The sequence below is a fragment of the Bowmanella dokdonensis genome (assembly GCF_017254865.1).
Lineage (GTDB): Bacteria > Pseudomonadota > Gammaproteobacteria > Enterobacterales > Alteromonadaceae > Bowmanella > Bowmanella dokdonensis.
Window position 1 is genome coordinate 314,128 of the sequence record NZ_JAFKCV010000003.1, and the last position, 17,872, is coordinate 331,999.

The following is a 17,872-nucleotide window of genomic DNA, read 5'->3' on the forward strand; positions in this document are numbered from 1 at the left end:
GCCGCGCAGGCGGCCGCAGCTAACGTCGGGCGCAGGGGACTTTTCCTTTGGCGCCCGAGTTTGTATCGGAGCTGACCAGCAATATGTCGAAGCAAGACTATTACGAAGTGTTAGGGGTGGCCAAAGACGCCTCCGAAAGAGATATCAAAAAGGCCTACAAGCGTATGGCCATGAAGTATCACCCTGACCGAACCAAGGGTGACAAGGCCCTGGAAGAAAAATTTAAGGAAGTGCAGGAAGCTTACGAGGTCCTCACTGACGAACAGAAACGTGCTGCCTACGACAGGTACGGCCATGCCGGTGTCGATCCCAACCGGGGTGGCGGCGCCCGTGGCGGCCATGCGGATTTCGGCGACATTTTCGGCGATGTGTTCGGTGACATTTTCGGTGGCGGTGCCCGTCGCCAGTCCCGTGCCCGGCAGGGCTCGGATCTCCGCTATAACCTGGAGATGTCGTTGGAAGACGCAGTCCGGGGCAAAAATGTCGAGATCAAGGTGCCCACCCTGGTGGGCTGTGACGAATGCGACGGCTCAGGTGCCAGGAAGGGCACCAGCCCCACCACCTGTCCCACCTGTCACGGCCAGGGCCAGGTGCAGATGCGCCAGGGCTTTTTCGCCGTGCAGCAGACCTGTCCCACCTGTTCGGGACGGGGCAAGATCATTGCCGACCCCTGCCGTAAGTGTCACGGCCACGGCCGGGTGGAGAAATCCAAGACCCTGTCGGTCAAGGTACCGGCCGGTGTGGACACCGGAGACCGTATTCGTCTGAGTGGCGAAGGGGAAGCCGGCGAGATGGGTGGGCCGGCAGGCGATCTCTATGTGCAGGTGCATATCAAGGAGCACCCGATTTTTGTCCGTGACGGCAATAATCTTTACTGCGAGGTGCCTATCAGCTTTACCCGCGCAGCGCTTGGCGGCGATATCGAAGTGCCGACCCTGGATGGCAAAGTCAAGCTGAAGGTTGCCCCCGAGACCCAGACAGGACGCATGTTCCGTTTGCGCGGCAAGGGCGTCAAATCAGTACGCAGCGGCACGGTAGGCGATCTGATGTGCAAAGTGGTGGTGGAAACACCCGTCAACCTCAACGCCAGGCAGAAAGAAATGCTTGAAGAACTGGATAAGTCCATGGGCACCGGCGATGAAGCCGCCAAGTACCGTCCCAGGGAAAAAGGCTTCTTCGACGGCGTGAAGAAGTTTTTTGATGATTTAACCAGTTGATCCCAACTCCTGCAAAAACCCGGCGCTGCCGGGTTTTTTTATGCATTACCGCCGTATGCCGAATCTTTGGGCTGGTCTGCCCTATCGATCCAGTGATAGCGTAAGGATCAAAGCTGCTGTCTCATTTTGCAGACAATACACGTTCTTGTTGGTACTGAGGATCCTACGGGTAAAAGAGATGTTTGACAGCTATCAGAAAATATTCAAGAGTCGCGCCTGGCTTTATCATCGCGCTATGGAGCGTTCGCCACGGGCACGGGATGCAGAGTTTTCCATCGCATTGGAGTACCTGCAACCCAAGGCGGGTCAGTGGCTGGCAGATATGCCTGCCGGAGGCGGCTATTTGAAACAGTATCTGCAGGATGATTCGCCTCATTGCCTGTTTATCGAAACGACCTCAGAATTTGCCCGGCATTGTCCAACCTCATCCGGCTGCAAAAGCCTCATCGGAGACTTTCATGCCTTGCCGCTGCAAGATGCCGGCGTACAGCGCATGTTGTCGCTGGCCGCTTTGCATCATGTTGAAGATAAACTCAGTTTCTTCAGGGAGTGTGCCCGGGTGCTCGACCCCTCGGGGCGCCTGGTGGTGGCCGATGTGCTGAGGGATACGCCACAGGCAAAGTTCCTCAACGAGTTTGTCCATGAGTTTAACTCCATGGGGCATGAGGGGCTGTTTTGGGATGAATCTGTCCAGGAACAACTGGATGCAAACGGCTTTCGGGTGGAAAGGGCAAAATTACATAATTTTACCTGGAACTTCACAACGCAGGAGGAAATGGTCAGCTATTGCAGGGATCTGTTCGGTCTGGATAAGGCGGATGAACAGACCATTCTAAGTGGTATTCAGGATTATTTATCGCCGGGGGAGTCAGACGGCAAACACCGGTTGCAATGGAGTTTGTATTATCTGAGTGCCAGGCCGGCCCCGAGGTTACGGGAGAGTGCATATGGCCGCTGATTCAGACCGGCCGGGCAAGTTTTGGCATCAACTGGGGAAAAAGGTGAAATTTGTCAACCAGGCCTCCAGGCGGATTCAACGGGAGAACGGCATTTCCAGGTGGCGCCAGTTTACTGAGCTTGGACTGCTGTTTGTGCTGCGCAGACTGGGTCCGGTTATGTATTACGAGGCCAGGCTGTGGCGACCCGAATATTCGCTGGCGGATAAAATGGCTTTTTTTAATGGCGAGCAATATCTCAAGCGACTCAATCTTCTTAACCCGCCGGCTTACCGAAAGTTCTCACAGCACAAGGTGGCAGAAAAGGCCTTACTGCAACTGGCCCGTATACCGACCCCCGCCTTTGTCGGTTTCTTCCATTCTTATAAGGGCTATGCAGCGGATGGCCGTCCCTTGTGCAGGCCGGGGGATTTGCAGGCCGTTCTCAGGGAAAGGGCAGGGCAAATCTTATGCTTCAAACACACAGAAGGCTGGGGGGGCAGCGGATTTGTTGCCGCCAGGATCAGGCTCAGTCATGACGATATCACCTTGGAACCCCTGGATAAGACTGTGGCATTGTCAGTCGAGCAGTTTGTACAAACACATATGGATGTCGATGAGGGAATATTAATCGAAGAATTTTTCATCCAGCATCCAATGATGGCGGGATTCAATCCCACCAGTGTCAATACCCTGAGGATCTGGGTTAGGCAATCAGCCACAGGGGTGGAGATTCTGGGCAGTATTTTACGCGTAGGCAGGCAGGGCGCCCTGGTGGACAATGCAGGACAGGGGGGCTTTGTAGTCAAAATTGATATGGCCAGTGGGCGTCTGATCCAGGCCATGAGTTGTGAAGTGATTCCGCAGCTTTTTACTGAGCATCCGGATACCGGCGTGCCCCTAACCGGCTGTCAGTTGCCTTTCTGGGCCGAATGTCTGGAGCTGGCCGGCAACGCGTTGCGGGCCTTTCCCCATGCGCATTTTACCGGTCTGGATATGGCTATTGGTAAAGACGGACCGGTGATTATCGAATTAAACCTGGAGCCGGATAAAGTCACGGCACGTAATTTCGACATGCCAATGGCCAGATTGCTTGGCTGATAAAAATATATTAATCAATAGGATGTCCGTGAAACCTCTGTCGCTGAGCGAATTGAACCGGGCAGATTTGAAGCTCGCTTCCTGGCCAGTGGTATCAATTAAGGTTATAAGGTGGGGAGTCTGGAGAGAACGTACTCAGACAAAGCTATATAGCTCAATAAACAGGCCCTAGGCCCAACTCGATTATTTTAACAAACGAGGGCATCCGGACCATGAAGCAGTTAGTCCTGATCATGTTGCTTTTTACCTCAGTTTGTCTGGCCAATGCTGACAGACCCTTGCGGATAGGATTGCACTACTCTGCGCCCTGGGCCTATGCAGATGAAGCTGGTCAGTTGACCGGTATCGATTACCAGATGGTGACCCGCATTTTTGAACAGGCCGGCTACCAGGTGCGGGTGGAAGTATTCAGCCACGAGCGCCTGGTGCAGAAATTCCACGATAAAGAGCTGGATTATGCCAGCCCCATGGCCTTTGAGGTACCGGGTGCTTATCCCACCATGCCCTATATGCCGATTCAGGATGTGGCTGTCAGCCGCCGCAGTGCCAGGTTCAAACTTGATGACTTGCAGGACCTGCAAGGCAAAGCCGTGGTGGCCTACCAGAAAGCCTCGGACGTGCTTGGGCCGATATTTGCCAGCCTGGTCGAGGATGGGGGATACCTGGAGATGGCTGACCGTGCCCAGCAATTTACCCTGTTGTTCAATGACAGGGTGGATTTGGTGGTCGGTGATCGCAAGGTTTTGGAGTACTTCAGCGAAAAGCATTACGGCGCAGGCCGCCTGCGTATTCACCCAATCTTTCCCACCGTAACCTATCCAGGAGCGACCTGGGACAAAAGGCTGACCGACCTTTTCAATCAGGGGCTGCGGCAACTGAAAGAATCTGGTGAATACCAGCAACTACTGGAAAAGGACTGGCCTTGAGGCTACCGGCCTGCCATCTGCTTATGTCTTATAGGGCTTTGTAAGCTGACGCCGGGTCAGGATTAGGGCACAATCCGGCCATCAAATCGTGACAGGAATTGTGCATGAAAGCAGGAATATTCGGCGCCAACGGGCGCATGGGCAGGGTCCTTATTGAAGCTTTTCACCAATCGGAACAGGCTGAGCTGGTCGCAGCACTGGTGCGTTCTGGCTCGGACTGGCTGGGCATGGATGTGGGAGAACTGGCCGGCATCGGCCGTACCGGTCTGACCGTCAGTGATCGGCCGGACGACCGGGCCGGTCAGGTCGATGTCATGATCGACTTTACCCTGCCCCAGGCGCTCAAAGGCAATCTCGACTGGTGCGTGGCCCATGGCAAGCCCGTTGTGGTGGGGACCACGGGGTTAACCCTGTCTCAGAAATCACTGCTCACTACAGCGGCCCAATCCATCCCCATTGTCTTTGCCGCCAACTACAGCGTGGGTGTGAACCTATTGCTGAATCTTCTCAAGCAGACAGCCAGAGTCATGGGAGAAACCGCCGATATCGAGATCTGGGAAACTCATCACAGACATAAAGTGGATGCGCCGTCCGGCACGGCTATGGCCATGGGGGAGGCTATTGCCGATACCCTCGATTGGGATCTGAACCAATGTGCCGTATACGGCCGTGAAGGCCACACGGGACAAAGGCCGCAGAAGCAAATCGGCTTTGCCACTGTACGCGCTGGGGACGTGGTGGGGGAGCACACGGCACTGTTTGCCGATATCGGGGAACGGCTCGAGCTGACCCATAAAGCCAGCAGCCGTCTGACCTTCGCCAGGGGCGCCCTCAGAGCCGCCCTTTGGGTGAAAGACAAACCGGCCGGCCTGTATAATATGCAGCAGGTTTTGGGGCTGGAATAGCCTATACTGCGGAAGAGAACGGGGCCATGAGGCCCCGTTTTGTGTTATGGAAAGGCAATGGTCAGCAGGGGGCCCGCCAGACTGCTGGCGTCAAGTGTGACCCGATAGTCATCCCCTGCAGCTAATGACAAGGTCAGGTTGTCATTGCTGCCGGGCACCAGGGTAACGGTATCCCCGGCCGTCAGGGTCAGGTTACCGCCCAGATTGGCACCTCCCGTACCGCCCCAGTCAGCATCGGCAATCTTGAACTGATGGGTGCCGGCTGGCAGGGCCAGTGTGGCCTGATAAATGCCGTCCCCCTCATAAGCCAGTGGCATCCCGGTGCCCCAGCCGTTGAGGCTGCCCCGCAGGTAAAGGGTATGGTTGCCATAGGGAGGCGGGATGGCCGTGGGGTCCTCCGGGATAATGGTCAGGGTCGGACTGCTGCTGTTGCTTGCATCCAGCTCAAAGCGATAACCGCCAGCCTGAGTGATTGTCAGGCTGAGGTTGTTGCCTTGCTGATAGAGGGTCTGCGGCTGTCCCACGGTGACCGGGAAGCCACCACCAAGATTGACCGCACTGAAGCTTTGGTCGGCAATCTTAAACTCAAAACTTCCCGTTTCCAGTTGAACATCCAGGATGTAACGGTCATTGCCCTGATAACTGAAGGGCAGGGAAGTCTCCCAGTCGTTAAGGCCCCCGCGCAGGTATATGGGCTGGTCACCATAAGGAGGCAGTGCACTCAGGCCATAGCCCTGGTCCCCGCTTTGTGGTTTAACGAACACCGCAGTGGTGCGTGCCGGTACGTTGAAGTGCCCACCATTGGCAGAGGCCTGCTGCAGTAAGGGATCCTCAGAGCCCTGCTGTACCGGATGCAATACAAAGCCGTTGGCGTCGTCTATTTCGACGCTCTGGGCGGCGCTGCTGCTGTTAAATACCACCACCAGGGCATCATATGCCGGATCCAGATCCGGTAGCCCTAACCCATCGTCCAGGCTCATCGCGATCAGACCCTGGAGCTGGTCTTCCCCTGTGTTATGAAACTTCAGACGCTGGCGAACCTGACCGGCATCCGTTAGGCGAAACAGCGGACTGCCTGAGCGGATCTGCACAAACTCGCGGAATATGGCTGCGCTGAAAGCTATATCGGCAGGCCCCACCTGACTGTTAGGGTTGCTACTGGCGGCACTGATGGCCAGCCAGTTGTTCTGGTTGTCAGCCGCACGGGGCAGACCGACATTCCAGTTGTTGGTCGTCAGACTGAAGTCAACCCGGTTGAACCAGTCGCCCGAGTCATAGGTGTTGCGATCCATGGATTTGGAGCGCAGCAGATCCGAGCCCAGGTGCAGGAAAGGAATGCCCTGACTGAGCAGAGGATAGCTCAGTGCCTGATTCTGGATCCTGACCCGTTCGGCGGCGTCCATATCGGAGGGCAACACAAACTGCAGTTTGTCCCACAGGGTCTCATTGTCGTGCTTGGACACATAGTTGACCGTATCGGCAGGATCCTGCGCATAACCGGCCGGCTGACCATTCCACTGGTAATCAAAGGCAGACAGGTAGTTACCGCTGGCGGCGACAAACTCAAAGCTGCCGATATTACCGGCCAAACCGATGCGGGTGGTGTCCTGCTCATGCAGGCTGCCACCTGCGTTGAACAGGGCACCGCTGCGCACAGCTTCACGCTGGCGATCCGAGAAAGTACCCACTTCGGTACCGGCCATGGCCAGTTGAGAGGCCTGTTCGAAGCGCCTGTTATTGACTACCTCACCAAAATTCCAGCCTTCCCCATAGAAATAGGTGTCAGGATCCACGGCACGGACCGCGTCCCTGGCTGATAACACGGCATCTCGTGGAATATGGCCCATCAGATCAAAACGAAAACCGTCAAAGCCAAACTGTTCGGCGAATATCACCAGCGAGTCGCGCATCAGTTTGCTCATCATCACCAGCTCTGTGGCGGTATTTTCACAGCAGGTGGAATTTTCGATGCGGCCGCTGACCTCGTTGAGACGCTGGTAGTAGCCGGGTACCAGCTTGTCCAGCACCGAGTTGTCATACAATCCGGAGGAGGCCGTATGGTTGTACACCACATCCAGCACGGTGCGCAGGCCCATCTCATGCAATGCCTGGTTCATGGCGCGCATCTCAATAATTCGCGCTACGCCGTCCGGATCACTGGCATAGCTTCCTTCAGGGGCGGCAAAATGATGTGGGTCGTAACCCCAGTTAAAGCCATCCAGGGCGCGCATGGCATCGATCAGGGCCTGGGCGTCTGTCGTACCGGGGGTATAGCTTTCCAGCACCTGTTGCAACGTGGCACTGGCATCCTCCACCCCGCACACAGGTGCACTGGCATTAAACTGGCACAGCCGGCCCACGGTGTCGCTCAGATCCACCCGCTTGTTCGTGTCTTCTTCGATGGAGGCAATATCATTGGCCGGCAGCAGGTGAATGTGGGTCAGCCCCGCCTGCTGTAAGGACTGCAGGTGCTGAACTGACTGACTGTTCGCCTCGGTAAATGCCAGGTATTTGCCGCGGTTGCCTGCGCTGACAGTCTCATCCCAGACACTGAAATCACGGATGTGGGTCTCGTAAATAATACTGTCTTCCGGGGCGCCGACAGTGGGCACCGGATGGCCATCCCAGCCGGCGGGCTTGAGATCCGCATCTTTGAGGTTAACAAACTGGCTGTAACGACCATTGGTGGAAAGACTAACGGAGTAGGGATCGGTACTGGTCAGGACTTCCACCTGTTCGGTCAGAGGATGGAAGACTTCCACCTGGAATTGGTAGAAGCGCCTATCCAGCTGTGCTTTGTTGCCGGTATAGGACCAGATGCCGGTACCGGCATCCCATTGCATAGGGTGGCTGGACAGTGGATCTTTGTGCTGATCGAACACCTGCAATGTCAGTGCCCGGGCGGTGGGTGCCCAGACCGATACCAGCACCTGCTCACCCAGGTATTGAACGCCAAGCGTGGACTCATCGGCATCGTTGTGGCTGCGGGTATAGAGATAGTCCAGCAGCCGCCCCGTTTGGACCCGGGTGGCATCGGCCAGGTTTCCTTCAGCGTCCAGCGCCACCGCAATCAACTGGTTCCTGACCAGTGATTTGGCCTGATCCTCTTCCAGGCTCAGACTAAAGCCGCTGAAACCAGTCAGCTGTGGATCGCGCTGATAATAACTGGCATCGGCATCGGCAGGGCTTAACGGCAGATAATCGGTACTTTGCAGTTTGTCATCGTCGATGGGCGACAAGGTTGCCGACTCACTGTGATAAAGGCGATATTCGGCTGCCTGGCCTGTCTGCCACACCAGAGTGTCGGTACCCAGCCAGTGGGCCCGCGCACCGTCGAGGAACAGTGGCCGACTGGTCAGTGGCTCATACCAGATCTCTGCATAACCGTGGAAGGTAAAACCCTGTTGACCCTGGGCGGGCTCGAAACGACTGTTATCCGGTCCCAGAGCCTTGTCATCGTCCTTATGGATAATAAAGTTATAACATCCGGCACCAGGCTCAATAGTCAGAACGTAATAGGCACCATACTCGGGATGGATCCCATCGGCGGGGTAGGGATTGCTCCAGTTGGCGAAATAGTCGCTGTCGCGGGTGGGGGGGGCATAATTGCCACAGCCTTCGCCGTTCCACAGGTGCAGACCCCAACCCGTATAGTCATTGTCTTCACGCTGGTAAAAGACGGCTATCTGATTGTCTGTCAGCACCAGACCGGTGCCTGAATCCTCAATATCGGCCTGTAATCGCAGCGATAAGGCCAGCGGTACCCGTTCCATACTCAGATTAAGGGTGAATGACAGGGACTGTCCCGGGGATAGGCTCTCTGCAGCAAGGGATATATAGGGCTTGCCGTCCACTTCGCCATCGGCATTTTTCAGGGTATGGGTGCTGCTATCCACCACCACCCGCAGGGGGCCGGGGAGTGTCTCCTCACCCTGGTGGGTCAGGGTTACCTGGCTCACATACTGGCGGTTGATACGATCGAAAACCGGCCTTGGGGAATAATCGAAGGAGACCTCCGACTGGTCCTGCCAATCGGCCGCTGCCGGCAGGGCCAGCAGCAAAAAACACAGGCTCAGAAGATAGCGGAACATCAGTTTATCCTCCTGCGCATACACAGTGCCAGAATTCCCAGCAGCATCAAAGCGGGCAGGGCGGGCTCACTGACCTGCACTGAGACTGCGCGCAAACTGACATTATCGATGGCCAGGGTGGAGAACAGCCCGTCACCAATGGCAAAGCCTTCCTGCAGTGTAAAGTCCAGGAACCAGCCTGACTGGTTATAAAAACTGCTGTCCAGCAGGATATTGAGGCTCCCAGATCCGTAACTGCTCTGCCCTTCCAGGGAGGATTGCAACAGCGCCCCCAACTGGCCATCGGCTCCGTACAGGTTGCCCAGGCCGTCATTGAGGGAAATATTGAAGAAGTCACCGGACAGCGGGTCGCCGTCGGTCCCGAAAAACTCCCAGTCAAAACTCAGCCACAGTGACTGTCCGGCGGCAACACTGAGATCCAGCTCCTGATAGAGGGTATTGGCAAAAAAGGCGCTGGCGTTTTGCCCGTCATCCACCGTCAGCAGGGCACGACAGTGACCGGCATTGTTTTCAACGGCAAAATCACCCGTGGCACCCTGGTCGCCCAGGCCGTCTGTATCCAGGTTCCAACCGCCGAGATCACAGCTCTGGAAATCACCGTTGGTAATAAGGGCGGCCTGTACCGGCAGGGTTAACAGCAGGCACAGGGGCAGCAAGAGCTTCGAGTAACGCTTCACTAGGTGTTCTCCGTCAGGGGTTTAACAAAATGCTTACAAGCGCTTGACAATAGTTGAACAAAAACTCGTCAGGCAAGGGTTAGTGACGGCTTTGACGAATGAATACGTATGCAGCTGTTTGAGTGTCAGCATTCTTGACACTGCATTTGGACAACGGTTTTCATGGGAGCCACCGGCGCCATTCAACCGACTGTAAGTAACCATCGATCTGGCATATTTATTTATTAAAAATCAAATTGATAGCGGTAAACAGAAGATGGATTAAGGGTGCCAACCCTTTGGATTTTTCTGCCGTTGCATCAGGGCAGCCAGGCCGGGGATCCTCTGCAACAGGAGGGTGGTGGTGTCAGAATAACTTACACCCAGGGTAAGACCAGGCCGGGATAGTGCTGTCAGAGATGGGCAAAAGCAAGGTCTGCCAACAATAACTGAGCCATCCGCAGACAGGATACTTGTGGTTTTGTGTGTTTAGATGGAATTTTGTGTTTAAAGGGCTGTTTATATAAAATTTCCAATTCAGAATGGACGAATTTATCAAGTTAATGTAGACTACCAAGAATTTGCCAATTTTTTGCTTTTTACCGGGAGTGTCCGGCCTGCGAAGTCAGCAAATTCAAGTAAACGGGATGTAAATCAGACATTTACACCCGTTTTTTTTAGGTTGCCAGAATGCCCGTATTGCCAAGTAAAGGGATATGGGCAGCGAATAGGAGGTTGACTTGACTAAATCCGCCCTTTTAGTCCTCGAAGACGGTTCGGTTTTCAAAGGGACAGCAATTGGAGCCGATGGTATCACGGTGGGAGAGGTGGTGTTCAATACCGCCATGACGGGATACCAGGAAATCCTCACCGACCCATCCTATGCCGAACAGATAGTGACCCTTACCTATCCTCACATTGGCAACACAGGTACCAATGACGAAGATGAGGAGTCCAACCGGATCTGGGCCAAAGGCCTGATTATCAGAGACCTCCCCATCATCGCCAGTAACTTCCGCAATCAGCTCTCCCTTTCCGACTACCTTAAAAAGCACAATATTCTGGGCATCGCCGATATCGACACCCGTCGCCTGACCCGTATTCTCAGGACCACAGGGGCGCAAAGCGGCTGCATCATGGCCGGCGACGATTTGGATGAAGCCAAGGCGCTTCAGGCAGCGAAGAAATTCCCCGGCCTGAAGGGAATGGATCTGGCCAAGGAAGTGTGCACGGACAAGACCTATGTGTGGAACCACGGCTCCTGGAAGCTGGGCAGCGGTCATGAGGAGAATCGCCAGGATCTGCCCTTCCACGTGGTGGCCTACGATTACGGCGCCAAGCACAATATCCTGCGTATGCTGGTGGATCGCGGCTGCAAGCTGACGGTGGTGCCGGCCCAGACCCCGGCCGATGAAGTGCTGGCCATGAATCCCGATGGGGTATTCCTGTCCAATGGACCTGGCGACCCGGAGCCTTGTACCTATGCCATTGAGGCCATCAAAACTATTGTGGACAAGGGCATCCCCACCTTTGGCATCTGCCTGGGACATCAGTTACTGGCCCTGGCCAGCGGCGCCAAAACCATGAAAATGAAGTTCGGTCACCACGGGGCTAACCATCCGGTTAAGGACATCCCCAACAACAGGGTGATGATTACCAGTCAGAATCACGGTTTTGCGGTGGATGAGAAGACCATGCCCTCCAACCTGGAGGTGACCCACATTTCCCTGTTCGACAAATCCATCCAGGGTATTCATCGCACAGACAAGCCGGCGTTCAGCTTTCAGGGACACCCCGAGGCCAGCCCCGGCCCGCATGATGCGGCGCCGTTGTTCGACCATTTTATCGACCTTATCGCAGCCAATAAGTAACAGGGGGAAGCATGCCAAAACGTACCGATTTAAAAAGCATTCTGATTCTCGGCGCCGGCCCCATCGTTATCGGCCAGGCCTGTGAATTTGACTACTCAGGCGCCCAGGCGTGCAAAGCGCTGCGCGAGGAAGGATTCCGGGTGATCCTGGTTAACTCCAACCCGGCGACTATCATGACCGACCCGGAAATGGCCGATGCCACCTACATCGAGCCCATTCACTGGGAGGTAGTAAAGAAGATTATCGAAAAAGAGCGCCCGGACGCCATCCTGCCCACCATGGGCGGCCAGACCGCATTGAACTGCGCGCTGGATCTTGACCGTCACGGTGTATTGAAGGAATTCGGTGTTGAGATGATCGGCGCCACCGCCGATGCCATCGACAAGGCCGAGGATCGGGAACGTTTCGATCAGGCCATGAAAAGCATCGGCCTGGAATGTCCCCGTGCCGAAATTGCCCACAGCATGGAACAGGCCCACGATGTACTCTCGCGCATCGGCTTCCCCTGCATTATCCGCCCGTCCTTTACCATGGGCGGCAGCGGCGGCGGTATTGCCTACAACATCGAGGAATTCGAGGAAGTCTGCCGGCGCGGCCTGGATCTCTCGCCCACCAATGAGCTGCTGATTGACGAGTCGCTGATTGGCTGGAAAGAATATGAAATGGAAGTGGTGCGGGACAAGAACGACAACTGCATTATCGTGTGTACCATCGAAAACTTCGATCCTATGGGTATCCACACCGGCGATTCCATCACAGTGGCTCCGGCCCAGACCCTGACCGACAAGGAATTCCAGATCATGCGTAACGCCTCGCTGGCGATTCTGCGTGAAATCGGTGTGGAAACAGGCGGTTCCAACGTGCAGTTTGGTGTCGACCCCCAGACCGGTCGTATGGTTATCATTGAGATGAACCCCCGGGTGTCCCGCTCATCGGCGCTGGCCTCCAAGGCTACCGGCTTCCCCATTGCCAAAGTGGCCGCCAAACTGGCGGTAGGCTATACCCTGGATGAACTGGCCAATGAGATAACCGGCGGTTTGACCCCGGCTTCCTTTGAGCCGTCCATCGACTACGTGGTCACCAAGATCCCACGTTTCAATTTTGAAAAATTCCCCGGTGCCAATGATCGCCTGACCACACAGATGAAGTCGGTGGGCGAGGTGATGGCCATCGGCCGTAACCAGCAGGAGTCCCTGCAAAAAGCCATTCGTGGCCTGGAAACCGGCGCCAACGGGCTGGATCCTGTTATTGATTTAAATGATTCTGATGCCCGCACCCGTATTGTGCGTGAGTTGCGTGAAGCCGGCGCCGAGCGGTTGTTCTACATCGCCGATGCCTTCAGGATCGGCATGTCGGTGGATGAGATATTCCAACTGACCAATGTTGACCGCTGGTTCCTGGTGCAGATTGAAGATCTGGTGCAGATGGAAGCCAGGGTGGCCGAATTGGGTCTGTCGGGTATTGATGAAGACCTGATGCGTCAGCTAAAACGCAAAGGCTTCTCGGACGCGCGCCTGGCGGCCCTGACCAATGTGGCCGAGGCCGACGTACGGGGCAACCGCCATAAGATGGGTATAGTACCCGTCTACAAGCGGGTGGATACCTGTGCCGCCGAGTTTGCCACCAGCACCGCTTATATGTACTCCACCTATGATGAGGAATGCGAAGCCAACCCCAGCGATCGCGATAAGATCATGGTGCTTGGGGGCGGGCCGAACCGTATCGGCCAGGGGATCGAGTTCGACTACTGTTGTGTGCATGCGGCCCTGGCCCTGCGTGAGGACGGCTATGAGACCATTATGGTCAACTGCAACCCTGAAACAGTCTCCACCGATTACGACACCTCGGATCGCCTGTATTTCGAGCCGGTGACCCTGGAAGACGTACTGGAAATCGTCCGGGTTGAGAAGCCCAAAGGCGTGATCGTCCAGTACGGGGGCCAGACGCCGCTGAAACTGGCCCGCGCTCTGGAAGCCAACGGCGTACCTATTATCGGCACCAGCCCGGATGCCATTGACCGCGCCGAAGACCGTGAACGTTTCCTGCAGATGGTGCACAAGCTGAACCTTAAGCAGCCGGCCAATGCCACGGTCAGCAATGTGGAACAGGCCCTGATCCAGGCCGAACGGATCGGCTTCCCGCTGGTGGTGCGTCCTTCCTATGTGCTGGGTGGCCGGGCCATGGAAATCGTCTATGACATTAAGGATTTGAAACGTTACCTGAATGAAGCGGTGAAAGTTTCCAACGATTCGCCGGTGTTGCTGGATCGCTTCTTGGATGATGCCATCGAAGTGGATATCGATGCCATGAGCGACGGTAAGGAGGTCGTCATCGGCGGTATTATGGAGCATATCGAACAGGCGGGTGTTCACTCAGGTGATTCGGCCTGTTCGTTGCCGCCTTACAGCCTGCCAAAGGAGATCCAGGACAAGATGCGTGAGCAGGTCAGGGCCATGGCCCTGGAGCTTGGCGTAATCGGCCTGATGAATACCCAGTTTGCGGTAAAAGGCGGAGAAGTCTATCTTATCGAAGTTAACCCCCGTGCGGCCCGCACCGTGCCCTTCGTGTCCAAGGCGACCGGTGTGCCGGTAGCCAAAATCGCTGCCCGGGCCATGGCCGGTCAGTCGCTGGCCGAGCAGGGCGTGACCCGGGAGATCATCCCGCCTTACTTCTCCGTCAAGGAAGTAGTGATGCCCTTTGCCAAGTTCCAGGGGGTCGATCCCTTGCTTGGCCCTGAGATGCGCAGCACCGGTGAGGTGATGGGCGTGGGTGAAAGCTTCGAAGAGGCCTATGCCAAGGCCAACCTGGGTGCCAGTTCGCCTTTGCCGAAGCGCGGCAAGGCCCTGCTGTCGGTGCGCGAAACGGACAAGCAAAGAGTGGTGGAGCTTGCCAAGGCCATGCTGGCCAAAGGCTTCAAGCTGGAAGCCACCAAAGGCACGGCTCAGGTCATTAATGATGCGGGCTTAGAATGTGCGGTGGTCAACAAGCTGGCTGAGGGCCGGCCGAACATTGTCGATGCGATTAAAAACGGTGTGTATTCTTACATTATCAATACTACCGAGGGGCGCCAGGCGATTAATGATTCTGTGTATATTCGTCGTGAGGCCCTGTTGAATAAAGTCGCCTATACCACCACTATGAATGCAGCCTTTGCTACTACCAATGCACAGGAAGCAGATGACAGGGCCAGAGTCAGCTCTGTTCAGGAATTACATGAGAGAGTAAGTCGTTAATGCAACCAATACCCATGACAGCTAAAGGCGCAGAGATGCTGCGCAATGAGCTGAATGAACTGAAAAGTGTCAAGCGGCCGCAAATCATTCAGGCCATTGCCGATGCCCGCGAGCACGGCGACCTGAAAGAAAATGCCGAATACCACGCTGCCCGTGAGCAGCAGGGCTTCTGCGAAGGCCGCATTCAGGATATCGAAGCCAAACTGTCCAATGCGCAGATTATCGATGTGACCAAGATGACCAATAATGGCAAGGTCATTTTCGGCGCCACCGTGACCCTGCTCAACCTGGATACGGACAAGGAAACCCGTTACCGTATCGTCGGCGACGACGAAGCGGATATCAAAAACAACCTGATCTCCGTTAACTCGCCCATCGCCCGTGGGCTGATTGGCAAGAGCCAGGATGACGTGGTGAATATCCAGACCCCCGCTGGCGCGGTGGAGTATGAGATTGTGGAAGTGGAATATCTTTAGATCTGCTTTTGCTTGAAATTAAAAACGGCGCCCCGTGGCGCCGTTTTTTGTTTGTGTGGCCCCAACAGGGTTCAGTATCTCCAATGGCTTCCGTCGTCACCACGACAGACGGGTGGCTACACGCTTCTTGTCAGCGAGCAGCGAAAACGACCAGCCATTGCGCTCACACAGCCGTTGCACTATACCCAGGCCCAGACCATACCCATGATGCGAAGGCGCCTCGGTCGGCGTGTGCCGCTCATCTGCGTTACTGCATACCTGATTGGTGACTAAGAGCTCCTGCTCTTTGATGAGAATAGTGATCGGTCCCTGCCCGTCGAGTGTGTGCTCGAACGCATTTCGCACCAGATTATTGACCGCGATAGAAAAAGCCTGTGGATGTCCGCAGACTAAGGGTTTGGCCAGTTCGTGTATATCCACATCGATACACTTGCCGTTCAGCAGGTAGCGTTGCTGATCTATCGCTTTGCTCACCAGCGGCATCACTGAAAACTGCTCGTCATACAAACCGTCGTCGGTTTCGCGGGCCAGGCACAAAAACATTTCAATGGTGGTTTTCATGTCGAGCGTCGCACGCCTCACCCGATTCAGCGCCTTCGCATCGGCTGCTGACAGATCGCTTTGTTCCAGCAGTTCAAGTGCGCCGGTGATCACCGTGATGGGCGTACGCAACTCATGACTGGCTGAGCTGGTAAAGTATCGCTCCCTCTCAACAAAAGCGCTGATACGCTCAAGGGTTTTCTCAATGGTCTCAGCGAGCATGCCAACCTCATCATCACCAAACCGACCGGACTCTATGCGTTTATAATCTTCGGCTGACAGGTGCTCCAGGTCGATGTCCTCCACCGCTCTGGCGAGTTGCGCCACAGGAGCGACAGCTTTGCGCATCACAACCACGCCCAGTCCGAAACCAAGGGCACCGAGCGTCCCTACGACACCGGTGATAACCAGCAGCAACCACCAATCCTCTGACGATGCCGCTTCAATCCCGGCTACATCGAACACCACAAAGGCGCGCGGCTTTTCACTGCCGGAGGGGATTACCGCCACATGCAACTCTTCGGCTTCGAATTCGTACAGTCCCTCAGCGGGGTTGGTCTGCGCCCACTCCTGCAGTGATTCGGGCAAGCGGGCAACCGCATCGTAGCCGCGAAGGTTCACCGGCATAACGGGATAGCTGTTGGCAGCAACCTGCAGCTGTTGTGTCAGCACACGGTCTTCGCTCAACCTGATGGCAGCGAAGAAAGCGAATCCCCAGGCTACGCTGAGTGCGGCAACACAGATTGCAAAGGCAAAGGCGACGCGTTTGCGTAAACTGAGCCGGTACATTTTCAGAGGCTGTTTATCTTTCATATACCCCTTTGTTGAGAGATATAAATAGCTCAATCAAGGCGCGTGTGGTGTGGTTTAGCCATCTGAACGAAGCTGGCGCAACCCGGAATGAGCCATTTATAGCCTCAACCCCCTCTCTTTCAGAAAAGGGGGCTGGTGCCATTCTTACTCCTGTCATCCCTGATGCTCGCCGACAAACGGCCAGCCAAGCTGTTACAAATTGCTCCGGGCATTTTTTTCCGCCCAGCCGCGTGATATGAAATCTATCCCTATATTTCACCGCTTCGCGGCCAGCTTTGCTGTTCCAATGGATTCCATTCTCATAGGTCAGTCGCTTATTTTGGCCCACTAAACTTCACTCCTGTGGCCTCGATGGACAATAAAATGGCCGCCAGCAACGCGCGCATAAGAGGTTAACAGCCACTACTCATCCTCTGAAATTCGGTAGCCGATGCGATGCACAGTATGAATCAGCGGGCTGTCAAACGGTCTGTCGATGGCCTGACGCAGCTTGTACATGTGCGAGCGTAGCGCGTCACCATCGGGGCGCTCGTCAGCCCACAGCAAGGTTTCGAGCGTATCGCGTGCCACAACAGAGGGAGCCTCTTCCATCAATCGCTGCAGTAGTTTCATGCAGGCAGGGTTGAGATCGACGCGCCTTCCTGCGCGATGCACTTGCAGCGTGGACCTATTCAAAGTCAGCTCACCCACAGTTAACAGGTTGTCGGTTTTTCCGTGACTGCGTTTATAAAGCGCTTGCAGTCGGGCATGCAGCTCCTGTAATGCGAATGGCTTGACCAAATAGTCATCGGCGCCCGCCTCGAACCCCTTAAGTTTATCGTCAAGCGTGTCTCTTGCCGTTAGCATAAGCACAGGCGTTGCAACGAAGGCATCGGTTCGCAGCTTCTGGCAAAAACTCAGGCCATCCATCCCCGGCAGCATCAGATCCAGAACAATTACGTCAAACGGGTTTGTCAACGCAATGTGCATCGCGCTGATACCGTCATAGGCAAAATCCAGTATATAGCTGTGCTTTTCCAGATAGGCGGCAATGTTTTCACATATGTCGCGGTTGTCTTCGACAATCAATGCTCTAATCGACGCCGAACCAAGCCCGTGTGCCATATGT

12 protein-coding genes are annotated in these 17,872 nt (G+C 55.4%); 8 read left to right on the plus strand and 4 right to left on the minus strand.

Going from position 1 to position 17,872, the window contains the following annotated elements:
• Positions 1-83: 83 nt before the first annotated feature.
• From dnaJ to dapB, 5 genes are all read left to right on the plus strand, one after another.
• Positions 84-1,217 carry a molecular chaperone DnaJ gene (dnaJ, locus tag J0A66_RS07440; protein ID WP_206573310.1) on the plus strand — a complete coding sequence of 378 codons (1,134 nt, stop codon included), beginning with the start codon at positions 84-86 and terminating at the stop codon, positions 1,215-1,217.
• A gap of 178 nt (positions 1,218-1,395) precedes the next feature.
• The gene (locus tag J0A66_RS07445; RefSeq protein WP_206573159.1) at positions 1,396-2,175 is read left to right on the plus strand and encodes a class I SAM-dependent methyltransferase; all 780 of its coding nucleotides are present in this window, start codon (positions 1,396-1,398) and stop codon (positions 2,173-2,175) included.
• A gap of 43 nt (positions 2,176-2,218) precedes the next feature.
• Positions 2,219-3,253, plus strand: coding sequence for a sugar-transfer associated ATP-grasp domain-containing protein (locus tag J0A66_RS07450; RefSeq protein ID WP_206573160.1), 1,035 nt, complete (start codon positions 2,219-2,221; stop codon positions 3,251-3,253).
• Between the two features lie 212 nt (positions 3,254-3,465).
• Positions 3,466-4,179 carry a substrate-binding periplasmic protein gene (locus J0A66_RS07455; protein WP_206573161.1) on the plus strand — a complete coding sequence of 238 codons (714 nt, stop codon included), beginning with the start codon at positions 3,466-3,468 and terminating at the stop codon, positions 4,177-4,179.
• Between the two features lie 104 nt (positions 4,180-4,283).
• Positions 4,284-5,084: a 4-hydroxy-tetrahydrodipicolinate reductase gene (gene dapB, locus J0A66_RS07460; RefSeq protein ID WP_206573162.1), complete on the plus strand. Its 801-nt coding sequence runs from the start codon at positions 4,284-4,286 to the stop codon at positions 5,082-5,084.
• A 44-nt stretch (positions 5,085-5,128) separates the two neighbouring features.
• On the opposite strand, the gene pulA is transcribed toward dapB, so the two are convergent.
• Both pulA and J0A66_RS07470 read right to left on the minus strand, forming a co-directional pair.
• Entirely contained in the window at positions 5,129-9,175 is a 4,047-nt protein-coding gene (gene pulA / locus J0A66_RS07465; RefSeq protein WP_206573163.1) for a pullulanase-type alpha-1,6-glucosidase, read from the minus strand.
• A complete protein-coding gene (locus J0A66_RS07470) occupies positions 9,175-9,852 on the minus strand; it encodes a hypothetical protein (protein ID WP_206573164.1) in 678 nt (225 codons plus the stop codon). Before J0A66_RS07470 ends, pulA begins: the two co-directional genes overlap by 1 nt.
• A gap of 719 nt (positions 9,853-10,571) precedes the next feature.
• On the opposite strand from J0A66_RS07470, the gene carA reads away from it, so the two are divergent.
• The 3 genes from carA to greA are packed head-to-tail and all read left to right on the plus strand — an operon-like array spanning position 10,572 to position 15,411.
• Complete coding sequence (carA, locus tag J0A66_RS07475; protein ID WP_206573165.1) at positions 10,572-11,702, plus strand: glutamine-hydrolyzing carbamoyl-phosphate synthase small subunit; 1,131 nt, start codon at positions 10,572-10,574, stop codon at positions 11,700-11,702.
• 11 nt (positions 11,703-11,713) lie between these two features.
• Entirely contained in the window at positions 11,714-14,935 is a 3,222-nt protein-coding gene (gene carB / locus J0A66_RS07480; RefSeq protein ID WP_206573166.1) for a carbamoyl-phosphate synthase large subunit, read from the plus strand.
• The gene (gene greA, locus J0A66_RS07485) at positions 14,935-15,411 is read left to right on the plus strand and encodes a transcription elongation factor GreA (RefSeq protein ID WP_206573167.1); all 477 of its coding nucleotides are present in this window, start codon (positions 14,935-14,937) and stop codon (positions 15,409-15,411) included. The genes carB and greA overlap by 1 nt, the downstream gene beginning before the upstream one ends.
• A gap of 96 nt (positions 15,412-15,507) precedes the next feature.
• Here greA and J0A66_RS07490 read toward each other — a convergent pair whose 3' ends face one another.
• Positions 15,508-16,764, minus strand: a complete 1,257-nt coding sequence (locus tag J0A66_RS07490; protein ID WP_241264064.1) for a sensor histidine kinase — start codon at positions 16,762-16,764, stop codon at positions 15,508-15,510.
• 402 nt (positions 16,765-17,166) lie between these two features.
• On the minus strand, positions 17,167-17,868 hold the full coding sequence (locus J0A66_RS07495) for a response regulator transcription factor (RefSeq protein WP_241264065.1): 702 nt from the start codon (positions 17,866-17,868) through the stop codon (positions 17,167-17,169).
• Positions 17,869-17,872: the final 4 nt, after the last annotated feature.

Coding starts and splice junctions, on each gene's coding strand:
- dnaJ (WP_206573310.1), top strand. CDS start 84: ATGTCGAAGCAAGACTATTACGAAGTGTTAGGGGTGGCCAAAGACGCC.
- J0A66_RS07445 (WP_206573159.1), top strand. CDS start 1,396: ATGTTTGACAGCTATCAGAAAATATTCAAGAGTCGCGCCTGGCTTTAT.
- J0A66_RS07455 (WP_206573161.1), top strand. CDS start 3,466: ATGAAGCAGTTAGTCCTGATCATGTTGCTTTTTACCTCAGTTTGTCTG.
- dapB (WP_206573162.1), top strand. CDS start 4,284: ATGAAAGCAGGAATATTCGGCGCCAACGGGCGCATGGGCAGGGTCCTT.
- pulA (WP_206573163.1), bottom strand. CDS start 9,175: ATGTTCCGCTATCTTCTGAGCCTGTGTTTTTTGCTGCTGGCCCTGCCG.
- carB (WP_206573166.1), top strand. CDS start 11,714: ATGCCAAAACGTACCGATTTAAAAAGCATTCTGATTCTCGGCGCCGGC.
- greA (WP_206573167.1), top strand. CDS start 14,935: ATGCAACCAATACCCATGACAGCTAAAGGCGCAGAGATGCTGCGCAAT.
- J0A66_RS07490 (WP_241264064.1), bottom strand. CDS start 16,764: ATGAAAGATAAACAGCCTCTGAAAATGTACCGGCTCAGTTTACGCAAA.
- J0A66_RS07495 (WP_241264065.1), bottom strand. CDS start 17,868: ATGGCACACGGGCTTGGTTCGGCGTCGATTAGAGCATTGATTGTCGAA.